This is a genomic window from Pseudohalioglobus sediminis, from assembly GCF_008370495.1.
Taxonomy (GTDB): domain Bacteria; phylum Pseudomonadota; class Gammaproteobacteria; order Pseudomonadales; family Halieaceae; genus Halioglobus.
In genome coordinates, this window is sequence record NZ_VTUX01000001.1 from 308467 (window position 1) to 321010 (window position 12544).

The 12544-nt window shown below is 63.0% G+C and carries 12 protein-coding genes; 3 read left to right on the forward strand and 9 right to left on the reverse strand.

Annotated elements, in window-relative coordinates; genetic code table 11:
* Positions 1 to 6: 6 nt before the first annotated feature.
* From F0M18_RS01350 to F0M18_RS01360, 3 genes are read right to left on the reverse strand one after another with little or no spacing between them, the layout of a single operon-like run.
* Entirely contained in the window at positions 7 to 414 is a 408-nt protein-coding gene (locus F0M18_RS01350; RefSeq protein ID WP_149609583.1) for a TIGR01244 family sulfur transferase, read from the reverse strand.
* A gap of 23 nt (positions 415 to 437) precedes the next feature.
* The gene (locus tag F0M18_RS01355) at positions 438 to 1244 is read right to left on the reverse strand and encodes an enoyl-CoA hydratase-related protein (protein ID WP_149609584.1); all 807 of its coding nucleotides are present in this window, start codon (positions 1242 to 1244) and stop codon (positions 438 to 440) included.
* 38 nt (positions 1245 to 1282) lie between these two features.
* Entirely contained in the window at positions 1283 to 2386 is a 1104-nt protein-coding gene (locus F0M18_RS01360) for a phosphoribosylaminoimidazolesuccinocarboxamide synthase (protein ID WP_149609585.1), read from the reverse strand.
* A gap of 170 nt (positions 2387 to 2556) precedes the next feature.
* Here F0M18_RS01360 and F0M18_RS01365 point away from each other — a divergent pair, with 170 nt between their 5' ends.
* Together F0M18_RS01365 and F0M18_RS01370 are read left to right on the forward strand one after the other, a co-directional pair.
* On the forward strand, positions 2557 to 2982 hold the full coding sequence (locus F0M18_RS01365) for a group II truncated hemoglobin (protein WP_149609586.1): 426 nt from the start codon (positions 2557 to 2559) through the stop codon (positions 2980 to 2982).
* Between the two features lie 13 nt (positions 2983 to 2995).
* On the forward strand, positions 2996 to 5035 hold the full coding sequence (locus F0M18_RS01370; RefSeq protein ID WP_262500792.1) for a TonB-dependent receptor: 2040 nt from the start codon (positions 2996 to 2998) through the stop codon (positions 5033 to 5035).
* A 29-nt stretch (positions 5036 to 5064) separates the two neighbouring features.
* Here the strand turns inward: F0M18_RS01370 and F0M18_RS01375 are convergent, their stop codons facing one another.
* The 6 genes from F0M18_RS01375 to F0M18_RS01400 form a co-directional block, all read right to left on the reverse strand.
* Complete coding sequence (locus F0M18_RS01375) at positions 5065 to 6117, reverse strand: 3-deoxy-7-phosphoheptulonate synthase (protein WP_149609587.1); 1053 nt, start codon at positions 6115 to 6117, stop codon at positions 5065 to 5067.
* A gap of 104 nt (positions 6118 to 6221) precedes the next feature.
* Positions 6222 to 7484 (reverse strand): DSD1 family PLP-dependent enzyme, encoded by a 1263-nt coding sequence (locus F0M18_RS01380; RefSeq protein WP_149609588.1) that lies wholly within the window; start codon positions 7482 to 7484, stop codon positions 6222 to 6224.
* Positions 7481 to 7993 (reverse strand): DUF501 domain-containing protein, encoded by a 513-nt coding sequence (locus F0M18_RS01385; RefSeq protein WP_149609589.1) that lies wholly within the window; start codon positions 7991 to 7993, stop codon positions 7481 to 7483. Before F0M18_RS01385 ends, F0M18_RS01380 begins: the two co-directional genes overlap by 4 nt.
* 100 nt (positions 7994 to 8093) lie before the next feature.
* Positions 8094 to 9359 (reverse strand): NAD(P)/FAD-dependent oxidoreductase, encoded by a 1266-nt coding sequence (locus tag F0M18_RS01390; RefSeq protein ID WP_149609590.1) that lies wholly within the window; start codon positions 9357 to 9359, stop codon positions 8094 to 8096.
* A gap of 3 nt (positions 9360 to 9362) precedes the next feature.
* Positions 9363 to 10523 (reverse strand): alpha-hydroxy acid oxidase, encoded by a 1161-nt coding sequence (locus F0M18_RS01395; RefSeq protein ID WP_149609591.1) that lies wholly within the window; start codon positions 10521 to 10523, stop codon positions 9363 to 9365.
* Between the two features lie 14 nt (positions 10524 to 10537).
* Positions 10538 to 11752 (reverse strand): alpha/beta hydrolase, encoded by a 1215-nt coding sequence (locus F0M18_RS01400; RefSeq protein ID WP_149609592.1) that lies wholly within the window; start codon positions 11750 to 11752, stop codon positions 10538 to 10540.
* 130 nt (positions 11753 to 11882) lie between these two features.
* On the opposite strand from F0M18_RS01400, the gene F0M18_RS01405 reads away from it, so the two are divergent.
* Positions 11883 to 12536, forward strand: coding sequence for a TetR/AcrR family transcriptional regulator (locus tag F0M18_RS01405; protein ID WP_149609593.1), 654 nt, complete (start codon positions 11883 to 11885; stop codon positions 12534 to 12536).
* Positions 12537 to 12544: the final 8 nt, after the last annotated feature.

Here is a 12544-nt window from a genome sequence, read left to right on the forward strand (position 1 = left end):
CAGGCGTCAGGACATGGCCCGGGCGGCCATGCTCAGGTCGAAGCCGATCTTGCTGGCCAATTGCGCAGCCTGCTCGCGCTCCGCGGATTCCCGCGACAGGACCCACAGGTTGGTGCAGCGAGTGCCGGTACGGCAGAAAGCGAAAGCAGGACGTTCCTCGTCGTCAAACAGGTCGGCCATTTGCTGCAGGTGATCGCCGGGGAAATTCATCGCGGTCACCGGCATGTAGTGATATTCCAGCCCCGCCTCTTCTGCGGCGGCGGCAATTTCGGCACTGGTGGGCTGGCCATTTTCTTCCCCGTCGGGCCGGTTATTGATCAGCACCTTGTATCCGGCCGCCGCGATATCGGCAACGGCGCCGGGCGTGATCTGGCCGCATACGGCTAGTGATTCGCTCAGTTTGTAGGCATTCATGATTCTCTCCTCTGGCGTGTCATCTACTCGCCGCTGAAATTGGGTTGACGCTTTTCCTTGAACGCCCGCGGCCCTTCGCGGGCGTCTCGACTCATCATCACAGCGCCGGCCTGCTCCATCTCGAAACGAAAGGCATCGGCCCATGGCAGGGTATGGGTCTCCAAGGCCGTGCGTTTGATGGCCTCCAGCGCGAGCGGCGCCTGCATGCTGATATTGTCCGCGTAGTGTTGCGCCCGCGACTGCAGCTCAGCAAGCGGCACCACCTCGGAAACCAGGCCCATGGCCAGTGCGTCGCTGGCGCTGATAGCGTCGCCACCAAGCAAGATGCGCATGGCATGCGCCCAGGGCAGCTGCCGCGCCAGGCGCACCATGGAACCGGCTCCGGGTACGATACCGACCCGGGGCTCGGGCAGTGAGAACTGGGCGTGATCCGCGGCAATGCGAATGTCTGTCGCCTGCAGCAACTCGGTACCGCCACCCAGCGCGCGACCGTTGATCGCGGCTATAACCGGCTTGTACAAGGGTTTGCCCTTGAGCATGACCTTGTCGGTTATCAGCGGATCAGACTGCAGGCGCTGCTCCAGCTCATTGGCCGGCTGTCTCGCACCCGTCCACAGCGGGATCACGTCGCCGAGATCGCCGCCGCAGCAGAAGTCTTCATCCCCGGCGGCGGTCAGCACTGCCACGCGAATGGCCTTGTCCTCGCGAACTTCGTCCCAGGCGTCCGCCAGTGCGGCAAACATGGCGCCGTTGAGCATGTTTTTCGCCTGTGGCCGATTCAGCGTAATCCAGGCCTGGGGGCCGCGTTTCTCGAAGGTGATATCGCTCATGTACTGTGCGTCCTGTCGGGTTGCTTATGCCAGGCTGTTCAATCGACGAGGCCGAACTGGCCGCCCAGCACCTCGATAATCTCGGCCTTGGGATTTTCGGCGAGGGCCAGTGGGCGGCCGGTAATTTTCTCGGCGATGCCGGTATAGGTGGCCGACACATCCATCAGCACCTGCAATGGCAGGGCATTGTCCCGTGCCAGCGCGGCTCGCTCATCCATGCGCGCCTTGTTGAGCAGTATGTCCGGGTCGGGGAAATGATTGAGCAGTACCTGCCGGAACCCCTCCTTGGAGTTCTCCAGGATCTTCCCTGCACGCCAGGCCGGGCCGTCCCAGATGCGCGAGGAATCCGGCGTACCCACTTCATCCATGTAAATCAGTTTTTCGCGCCCGGCCTTGTCATGGACATAGCCAAACTCGAACTTGGTGTCGACGAATATCTGGTCCAGCTCCGCGAGGCGGGCAGCGATCAGCGCAAACCCTTCCTGCAGCAGCTGCTCGTAGCGCTCGACATCAACGGCCGCGCTGAAATTGAACGCCGCATAGTTATCCACGATATCCCGGCGCGTGATGTTGGCGTCATCCACTGCCGGCACACCGGGTATGCCGGTAAGAATGCCCTTGGTCGAGGGGGTAATCAGCAGGTCTGGCAGTTTCTGGTCTTTTTCCAGGCCGTCCGGCAGGCGGATGCCGCAAAACTCGCGCTCGCCCCCGGCATAGGCGCGCCACATTGAGCCGGTAATGTACTGCCTGGCGATTGCCTCGATCATCACCGGGCGCGCTTTCTGCACGATCCACACCAGGGGATGGGGAATCTCCAGGATATGGCTGTCCGCCAGGCCCTGGTCGCGAAAGCACTGGAACCAGTGGTTGGAAATAGCATTGAGCGCCGCACCCTTGCCGGGTACGCCGTGCAGGCCTCCCTCGCCGTGCCAGATGCAATCGAAAGCGGAAATACGATCCGAGATAATCATGATGGCCAGCGGCGCATCCGCCGCCACATCGTAGCCGCGCTCGGCGATCAAGCGCGCGCTGTCCTCCTCGGTCAGCCAGTATACCGAGCGCACCTTGCCGCTGTGCACCGGAGCGCCGGTGCGGATGGGCAGGTCGTCGTTAACGGCCAGTACGGTGTTGGCGAGACTCATTTTTGGGTTCCATGTCCGGGGCCTGCCAGGGCAGCAGGCGCTGTGTGCCGAAGGGGCAAGAGTCTAGCAGAGGATACCGTTGTGAACACCTGTCCTCCCCTGCCGACAACCGCGCTGCGACTGTGTAAACTAGCGTCCCGGCCGCGTTGTGGCGGCCCCGAGGAAAGCGGATGAACGAAGCACAAACCCCCTACCAGATTCTCGGCGAGGACGGCATACGCGAGCTGACCAACGCCTTCTACGACATCATGGACGAGCTGCCCGAGGTGGCGCCCCTGCGCGCCATGCATGCCCGCGACCTGGCGCCGATGAAGGAGAAACTGGCTGAGTACCTCACCGGCTGGATGGGCGGCCCGCCGCGCTATGCGGAAAAGTACGGCAGCGTCTGCATGACCGAGCCGCATGAGCCCTACCATATCGGCCCCGAGGAACGCGACCAGTGGCTGCTGTGCATGGACAAGGCGCTGGAGCGCATTGGCGCCAGCGAGGAACTGGTCGACATGCTGAAAGTGCCGCTGTTCCGTATTGCCGACGCGGTGCGCAACCGCGAAGGCCCCGCCGCCAGTACCGACCCCAACATTATCGCCTCTCACTGAATAGCTTTTACTCATGAAGAAATCACTGCCGACCTGGATGGCGCTCGCTGCTTGCGCCAGTTTTCCTGCCCATGCACAGGTGCAAACCGACACCACAATCGAGGAAATGCTGATTACCGCGACGCGGGTAGAGCAGCAGGCCGCGGCGCTGCCCTTGTCCTGGTCTGCGATCAACAGCGACGCACTCGAGCTCACCGGCCATGTGCACATTACCGAGGCCATGCAGCGCGTTCCGGGCGCCTGGATCAGCCGTGGCAATGGCCAGGAGAGCCTGCCCAGCCTGCGCTCACCGGTATTCACCGGCGCCGGTAGCTGCGGCGCGTTTTTCATGGCCGCCGATTCGATCAGCCTGCGCGCGCCGGGATTCTGCAATATCAACCAGTTGTTTGATGCCAATACCGAGCAGGCCTCGCGCATCGAGGTGATCAAGGGCCCCGCCACCGCCCTGTATGGCTCCAATGCCCTGCACGGCGTGATCAACGTGATAAGCGCGGCGCCGGCGGACATCAACAACCTGAGCGTGGAAGCCGGACCCTACGACTATTACCGCGGCAAGTATGCCTACGGTGCCGAGAACGGTGCACATGGCATCAGCCTGCGCATCAATGGCACCACCGACGGTGGCTACAAGGACGATTCCGGCTATGACCAGCAGAAACTGACTGCCCGTCATGACTACAGCGGTGACACCTGGAACGTGACCAGCGTGATCGACTACGCCAACCTGAACCAGGAGACGGCGGGATTTATTCGCGGCTACAAAGCCTACGAGGACGAAGACCTCAAGGACAGCAACCCCAACCCTGAGGCCTACCGCGACGTCTGGTCGCTGCGCGCCTACAGCCGCGCCAGCCGCGCGTTGGGTGACGCGCACACCCTGGTGCTCACTCCCTACCTGCGCGACAACGAGATGGAATTCCTGATGCACTTCCTGCCGTGGCAACCGGTAGAGGAAAACGGCCACACCAGCCTCGGCCTGCAGGCGGCGGTGCACAGTGAGCTGGGCAACTGGGCGCTGGCCAACGGCGTGGACATCGACTACACCGACGGCTGGTTGACCGAGATACAGGATGGCGATTTCAGCCCCAACCAGCCCGCGGGCGTGCACTACGACTACCAGGTGGATGCACTCAATGCGGCTCTGTTCAGCCAGGCCACCTGGCGCAGCGGCAGCCTGGAGTTGTCCGGCGGCTTGCGCCTGGATTACACCGGCTACGATTACAACAACCGCACCGGCGACGGTCCGGCCTGCGCACCCGAGGCCACCGCCTGCCGCTTCTACCGTCCCGCAGACCGCGATGACAGCTTCACCAACCTGTCAATCAACGCCGGCGCCAGCTATGCCCTCGGCGATGCGCAGGTAGTGTACGCGCGCCTGGCCAGCGGCTTTCGCGCGCCGCAGGCAACCGAATTGTATCGACTGCAGGCGGGGCAGCGCGTGGCAGACCTGGACTCGGAATCACTGCAGAACATTGAACTCGGCCTGCGCGGTGAGCTGGGTGGCGCACTGGCCTACGATGCCTCGGTGTACTACATGGAAAAAGATGACGTGATCTTCCAGGACAGCGACCGCCAGAACGTCAGTGGCGCCAGCACCCGGCACCACGGTATGGAACTGAGCCTGGATTATCGTTTCGCCGACAACTGGTACCTGAACGGCGCCGCCAGCTTTGCGCTGCACCGCTACGACAGCCGCGTCGAACTGCTGGGCTCGTCCGGTGACATCAAGGGCAACGATATCGACACCGCGCCAAGACGCTTCGGCAGCGCCAGGCTGGGATGGGAGTTCAGCGCCGATGCGGTTGCCGAACTGGAGTGGGTGTATCTAGGGTCTCACTACCTGGACGCGGACAACGAACACAAGTATGACGGACATTCCCTGCTCAACCTACGGCTGGACTCCCAGCTCACACCGCGCTGGCGCGGCACCCTGCGCGTCACCAACCTGCTGGATGAAGATTACGCCGAACGGGGTGATTACGCCTTTGGCGACTACCGCTACTTTGTCGGCCAGCCGCTGGGGGCCTACGTGGAGCTCGGTTACAACTTCTAGCCGCTAGCGAATTCGCCAACGGGGCTGTCTCAGCCCCTGCGCAGGCGCACCGCGGTAGCCAGTTCTTCCAGCAGCGAGCGTGTGTCTTCCCAACCAATGCACGGGTCGGTGATGCTCTGCCCGTAGGTGAGTGCCTCGCCGGGCACCACGTTCTGCCGCCCTTCCACCAGGTTGCTCTCCAGCATGATGCCGAAAATACTGGTGCTGCCGCGCGCCACCTGGGTAGCGATATCCGAGGCAACGTCGATCTGTCGCGCCGGAATCTTGCGGCTGTTGGCATGTGACGCATCAATCATGATGCGCTGCGGCAAGCCGGACTGGGTCAACATGCTGCTGGCGTCGTCCACGGAAAACATATCGTAGTTCGGGTGCTTGCCGCCGCGCAGGATAATGTGGCAGTCCTCGTTGCCGGCAGTCTGGAAGATGGCCGAATGCCCCTGCTTGGTTACCGAGAGAAAATTGTGCGGCTTGGAGGCGGAATTGATGGCGTCGATGGCCACCTGGATATCGCCGTCAGTCGCATTCTTGAAACCCACCGGGCAGGACAGGCCGGAGGCTAACTCGCGATGGGTCTGGCTCTCGGTGGTGCGCGCGCCAATGGCGCCCCAGGAAATCAGGTCGGCATAGTACTGCGGGCTGATCAGGTCGAGGTACTCGGTGCCGCTGGGCAGGCCCATCTCGGCCAGGTCGGCCAGCAGTTGCCGCGCCAGATGCAGTCCCTTGTTGATCTGGAAGGTATCGTTCAGGTCCGGGTCGTTGATCAGGCCCTTCCAGCCGACCGTGGTGCGGGGCTTCTCGAAATATACGCGCATCACCACGAACACGTCGTCAGCAACGGTTTGTGCCTCGGCCTGCAGTTTCGCTGCGTACTCACGCGCCGCATCGGGGTCGTGAATGGAGCAGGGACCGACAATCGCCAGCAGGCGGTCATCTTCGCCGGTGAGGATATTGTGAATAGTGCGTCGCGCATTGGCGACGGTTTCCGCCGCGTTGTCGCTGATGCCAATATCGGCAATCAACTGCTCGGGCGAAATCAGTTCGTTGGTTTTCCCGATCCGCAGATCGTCTGTGTTGGCTGTCATAATCCCCTGGCCTGTTACTGCTGCGGCCCGCTACGGGCCGCAAAAAAGGCGCCTAATATACCACTTGCGCCCGCCGATAACATGATCTGCGGCAAAGGATGGCCTCAGGCCTGCTGCCCCAGCACCGGCCAGTAGGCAGCAATGGCGCCGCCGTCGAATACCGCGATATCGCCGAATTGCAGAAACACGAATTCGCTCTGCGTCGGCCGCAGGAACACCCAGTCATCCGCGGCCAGGCCAGTCGCGGGCGAGCCATTCAGCATTTCCTGGTTGGTGGAGCGCCCGAACAGCGGGTTCACGGACAGCCCCGCGGGCGACACCGGTTGTGCTTTCCAGTAGCCGCCGTAGGTGAACACCGTGCGCCGACGGTTGGGATTCCACAGTTGCTGCAGCACGCCCAGCGGCAGGCCCGGTATCTGCACCCCTGCACTTGCCTTGAGCACCGGTGCGGCGATGAAGGCCGCGGGCTCGTGGTCCGCGAGCGTGGGGATATCGAAATCCGTGGGCTTGACCAGGCAGGAACCGGCCGCCAGTTCGTTGAAGGGAAATTCGCCTTCATCGTAGAGCTGGTAGGTAGGGCTGCCGCCGCAGTTCAGTATGGCGTCCTCCGGCCAGCGCGCACCCAGGTGGCGCTGCGCCACGGCTACAAAGTGGCTGTAACGCTGCATGGCACGATCGCGATAGCTCAGCGCGCTACCGGGCACTTTCACCACGTGGGGCTCATAACCCATGAAGCCGGCGAAGTGAAGCCGCGGTGCGGCGGTGATCGCGTCCAGCATCGCCAGTAGCGTGGCATCGTCCTGCACGCCGCCGCGATGCAGGCCCACGTCGATCTCGATACAGGCGCGCATGTCCACCGCCAGTTGCTCGGCCAGGGCGGCGTACTGCGCCACCCGCTGCGGTGTGTCCAGCAGCCAGCTCAGCTGCTGCTCCGGTTGGAACGTGGTTGTGCCCAGTTGGGCATAAAAGCGGGCGGCAGCGCTCACCGGCATCGGCTTGCCCAGCAGGATATCGGCATGGGGCAGCGCCGCGGCCACCCGGTTGATAAACGGCTGGTGAAACAGCATCAGGCGGTTGCTGCCGGAGCGCTGCATGACCTCCTCCAGCAAGGGCACCGAGGGCAGTGACTTGGCGACAATACGGTAGGCGTAGCGGTCGCCAATATGACCACGCAGCGTGCTGATATTACGGTGCAGCGCTTGCCTGTCGATGAGCAGACGCGGCGTGCCCGCGCCGGCCGCATCGAGGGCGCTGCTGAGACCCTCAAAATAAGGCTGGTGCGGCGCGCCCTCATCGCGCGGACGCAGCGCCAGCCCGGTGGCGGCCGCGCCGCCCAGGGCCGCGAGCAGCAGCGTGCGGCGCTTCACGATACAGCCCCGTCCGTTTCAAGCGGCCCGGTCCAGTGCGCATCCAGCAGTCTGCCCACGGTATTGGCTGTTACCAGATGCGCGGCATACCAGGTGTGCAGGCAGCGGATGCGGGTGAAATCGGCGATGCCACCGATACCCTTGTCGGCGAACACGGTGCTGAAGCCCAGTTCGTCAATGCGCACTCGCAGCTGCGCATCCATGTAGCTTTCCCGGAGTGCGATGTGGCGGCGGTGGTCGTCGGCCATGGCTGTCTGCAGGGCGTCATCCGCGTCAATGCGCGCCTGCAACCTGGCGATCAGGCCGCCGGCCTCCTCGCCGTCGATACGATAGTTCAGCGCCGGGTCCACCAGCCAGAACAACGTGGGGAAGGGTTTGTCATCCACCAGCGAAGCGACGCGGATGACCTGCGGCGCACCATCTGCCCCGCGGACGGGAATATCTTCCAGCCCGCGCGGCTCACGCCCGAGAAGCTGCGCCACCGCCACTCTGTCCTGCTCCGAAACCACCGCTGTTTACTCCCTTTAAGGAAAGCGCCCTATTCTACGCCAAAGCCGGGAAGGTGGCAGGTGCATCCGCTGTGGCAAACGCCTGGCCAGCGCCGGCAAATCAGGCCAGCACCGACTTCGAGTCCAGCGCGATCGGCTCACGGTCGACCGACAGGAATGACAGCGGCACGCTGGTATCGAACTCACAGCGCGTGCCCGTGATCGCCTGCGCCAGCATTGAGCCGATCGCGGGCGCCAGTTTGAAACCGTGGCCGCTGAATCCGTTGGCTACCCAGAAGCCTTCGACCTCGGTGGGGCCCAGCACCGGATGCACGTCGTCGTGGTTGACCGTGTACAGGCCGCAATATCCAGTCACTTTTCCCTGATAGGGTAAGTCAGGCAGCCGGTGGTGCAAGGCGTGCATCTTGTATAGCTCGAACTCTGTATCGGGCACCCGGTTGAAGTCGTCCGGGGCCTCCACGTGTTCACGCTCGTCCTCCTCCCGCACCGAGCTCACGATAAGTTGCTGGCCGCGGTTCTGGGTGCGGAAGTAGATGCCGCTGGCCATATCAACAGTGACCGGAATATGGCCCGGCAATACTGCGGGCCGGTCGCGATGCAGCACCTGGATGCGCACGGGCCGAATGTCCCAGCGCAGGTCCAGGCCAGCAGCACGGTAGAGATCCCGGCACCAGGGGCCGGCGGCATTGATCACCAGCGGCGCATCGAGCAGCTCACCGGATGCCAGGACCAGGCCTGCCACGCGGCCACCCTGGCATCTTACGTCGCTGACGGTGACGTTGAAGCACACATCTACACCGGCGCCGCGGCAGGCGGTGACCAGATCCTGGGCTGCGGATACCGGGTCCATGTAGCCGCCATCCACCTCGAGGAAACTGCGGGCGCCGTCGATACAACGGTGGCCTTCGCCGCTGTCGAAGTCAGGCGCCAGGCCGCAGGGATTAACAGCGGGAAAGCGTTCGCGCAGTTCCGTTGCGTCGAGCACCTCGGTGGCAACCCCCAGCGACTGCATACGCCGGTGCTGCGTCTCGGCCCAGTGTTCGTCGGTGCCGGGTAACCAGAGCACGCCCTCGCGTTGGTATTGCGCATTGGGGTCTGCCAGGCCGGTAAATTCGCGCCAGTTCTGGTATGCGGCAATGCCGTCTTTGGCCAGGGTGACCACCTCATCCAGCGAGTAACGAAAGCGACACACTGCCGAGGATGCACCGGTGGAGCCCTCCCCCACGCCGGCGCCCTTTTCCAGAACGGCGATCTTCAACCCAGACCTGCGTGCGGTCTGCCAGGCAATGGACAGCCCGATAATGCCGCCGCCCACGATAATCAGGTCATAGGGGCCGCCGAGGGCGTTTGTAGAGGGTGTGGCCATGACCTAGCGCTCGCTCCTGTGCTTCACATATCCCGCATCGAGATCGGCAATGCTGGCACAGCCGAGCAGGGCCATATCCCGCGCCAGTTCCAATTCCAGTATCTCCAGCGCGCGCTCCACTCCCGCCTGCCCAGCCGCGGCAAGGCCATACAGATAGGGCCTGCCAATGGAGCAGGCATCGGCGCCCAGCGCGAGCGCCTTGAGAATATGTGTGCCGCGTCGGATCCCGCCATCCACGATCAGCTCGAGCCGGTCGCCCACTGCGTCTCGGATCGGTGCGATACAATCCACTGGGGCGGGCACACCATCCAATTGGCGTCCGCCGTGGTTGGACAGCATCGCAGCGGTGGCGCCGGCATCCAATGCGCGTCGAGCGTCATCGGCACTGGTCATGCCTTTGATTACCAGTGGGCCATCCCACTGTTGCGCCAGCCAGCCCACGTCATCCCAGCATACTGTGCGATCGAACTGACCATTGACGTACTCGATCAAACCCATGGCGCCCTTTCCCAGGGCATCGACCCTGTGCGCCACATTGGCCAACCGGAAATCAGGGTCACGAATGAGGTGATAGAGCCAGTGGAAACTGCTGGCATAGCTCAGGAAATTGGCCGGCGTGATACGCGGCGGCATGGTCATACCGTGGACGTGGTCCCGCTCCCTGTTTCCCGCCAGCGGAGTATCCACCGTCAGGCACAGCGCCTGGTAGCCGGCCTGTTTGCAGCGTTGCACAAATTCACGTGTCAATTCGCGGTCGCGCAGGATGTATATCTGGAACATCTTGGGGCCACTGGTAGTGGCGGAAATCTCTTCGAGGCTGGTGGTGGCCAGGGTCGACAAGCTGTAGATCGTACCGAAGCGTTCGGCAGCCCTGGCCGCTCCCAGTTCCTTATGGTGATGGAACAGCCGCGACATCCCCGTGGGCGCCAGAAAGAATGGCAGGGCCAGGTCCTGGCCCAGCACCCGGGTCGACAGGTCGATCTCGCTGACGTCGCGCAGGTAGGTCGGCTGCAGCAAATAATCATCGAAGGCCGAGGTGTTGTTCCGCAAGCTCCATTCATCGTCGGCCCCGCCATCGATGTAATGAAACATCGGCGCCGGCAGTCGGGCCCTGGCCCGACGCCTGAGGTCAGCGATATTGTGGCAGCGCTCCAGTGATACCATCGCCGATGGCACCTTTATCGCCGTTGCGGAGCGTTAGCTCCGCCAACGGCGTCATCTGCTGGTACCGGGCTCGCTACCGCCTGGCGAACAAGATCGATCACGAAGCCCGGGGTTTCGTATGGAAACAGGTGGCCGGTACCCGCGGGTGCCCGCAACAGGCGCGCGGCGCTGGAGACTTGCAAAAAGCGGTAGCGCATGGCCTCTGAAATATGGGCAAAGCGGGACAGGTCCGCCGCAGGCATACCCGTGGCCGCCTGGAATGCGGTAACCGCCTCGTCATCGTCCCAGTCCAGGCTCTGCAACGTACCCGGCAGCACGACATAAACCGGCATATCGCCCAGTTCGCCATCGTAAACAACGAGATCGAACGCAGTGTCGAGCACCTGCGGATGAGCACCCTCGGAAAAAATCGACGCGGTCGCCCAACCGGCTTTGGGGCCGGCTTCTGCGCGATTAATCAGTGCAAGGTTTTCGCCAAGCGCCTCCTTCACAGGCAGGTACTGGTCCGCGGCGCGGGGGTTGCGCGATGCCATTACGTCCAGCAAGTCAGACTGCACGCCCACACTGCGTGCCAGGGCCTGCAGCATTCCCAACCGTGACACCATCGCCAGGCCGTCAAATCCGCCATACACCAGGCTGTCGGGAGGCGTGGCGTCTAGCAACACCAGCGCCGCCACCTGTTCCGGGTAGCGCCTCGCGAAATTTACTGCCAGCAGCCCGCCATAGGAGTGACCGACCACAACGAAGGGGCCGCGCTCACCAGCCCGTTCGAGCAGCGTGTGCAGTTCCGCCGCCTCCAGCGCGGTGCGCCGCGGAAATGGACCGGCTTCGCTCCACCCGGCACCGGGTCGATCAAACAGGATGGAGCGGTAGTCTGCCTTGATGCCATCGTGCAGGTGCTTCAAAGCAAAACCGGCACTGTGCTGCCCCGCTATCCAAATTACCGGCGCTGCCCCGAGCGGTGAGGCGCCCTCGGCGAGAATATGCATTCGATAACCTCCAACATCCACCATTTCACCGGGTGCGGGCGTGGCTGCCGTGATGGAGTGAATGCGCCAGCTGCCATAGAGACCGGCAGCGCAAAACAGTGCAGCGAAGCCGGCGAGCACCCACACGGGCACTGCCAGCCATCGCGCCCGGAGTCGCCCGGCAAGCAGGGCCAGCGCCGCGGCAAACAGCAGCGCAATAATGGGGAAAGCCCCGTTGTGGGACAGCATGGCGTAGAGCAAAACGGATTATCCTTTTTAAGTGCCCAGTGTAGTCGAGGCCTGCGCCGGCTGCAGTATCACGGCATTGCAAGGCCGAAATCTTTGGTGTACTGTACAGTACACAACATAACAACTGCAACAGAGATAGCAATTGGCCGGCACCCCAGACACGCCCGAGACCACGCTCAGCAAGCACGAACAGGCGAAGCGCCCCTTGTGGCTGAAAAAAAGAGCTGCAATTCTTGACTCAGCTGAACAGCTATTTCTCGAAGATGGCTTTGCCGGCGTGCCCATCGATCGCATCAGCGAGGTCAGCGGCATCTCCAAAACGACGATATACAAGCACTTCGGCGCCAAGGAAGCACTGTTCCGGGAAGTGATAGAGCGCAAAGTCAGCGCCCTCAGCGACAAGATAAACCGCCCCGATCCGCAAGCAGCTGCTGAGGAGCAACTTCTCGCCCTGGCCCGGGCGACCGCGGCGGTGCTCATGGACCCGGACTTTATGGCACTGCACCGAATGATGCTGGCTGCGCCCGGTGACCTGGCGGAGTTGATCCGCTGGCAGTACGAAGTCGGCATGCAATCCCTGCTCACGACAATCGCCCAGGTTATAGAGGGTCTCTCCAGGCATGGCGAGATACACTTCGACGCGCTGGATCTCGCCGTACAGGACTTCCTGTCATTGACCCAGGGCGCAGGTGGCAGCGCCCTGCGAAGCGGCGGTACTGGCACCGCCAGCAGCATACCGGAGCCGCTGCTGCGTCGCGGCGTAGCCAATTTCCTCAAGATTTATGGGCGCAGTTGACCGTGCTG

Excerpts from the sequence above, each read along its gene's own strand:
- F0M18_RS01350 (WP_149609583.1), bottom strand. The coding sequence starts at position 414 with ATGAATGCCTACAAACTGAGCGAATCACTAGCCGTATGCGGCCAGATC.
- F0M18_RS01355 (WP_149609584.1), bottom strand. The coding sequence starts at position 1,244 with ATGAGCGATATCACCTTCGAGAAACGCGGCCCCCAGGCCTGGATTACG.
- F0M18_RS01360 (WP_149609585.1), bottom strand. The coding sequence starts at position 2,386 with ATGAGTCTCGCCAACACCGTACTGGCCGTTAACGACGACCTGCCCATC.
- F0M18_RS01365 (WP_149609586.1), top strand. The coding sequence starts at position 2,557 with ATGAACGAAGCACAAACCCCCTACCAGATTCTCGGCGAGGACGGCATA.
- F0M18_RS01370 (WP_262500792.1), top strand. The coding sequence starts at position 2,996 with ATGAAGAAATCACTGCCGACCTGGATGGCGCTCGCTGCTTGCGCCAGT.
- F0M18_RS01375 (WP_149609587.1), bottom strand. The coding sequence starts at position 6,117 with ATGACAGCCAACACAGACGATCTGCGGATCGGGAAAACCAACGAACTG.
- F0M18_RS01390 (WP_149609590.1), bottom strand. The coding sequence starts at position 9,359 with ATGGCCACACCCTCTACAAACGCCCTCGGCGGCCCCTATGACCTGATT.
- F0M18_RS01395 (WP_149609591.1), bottom strand. The coding sequence starts at position 10,523 with ATGGTATCACTGGAGCGCTGCCACAATATCGCTGACCTCAGGCGTCGG.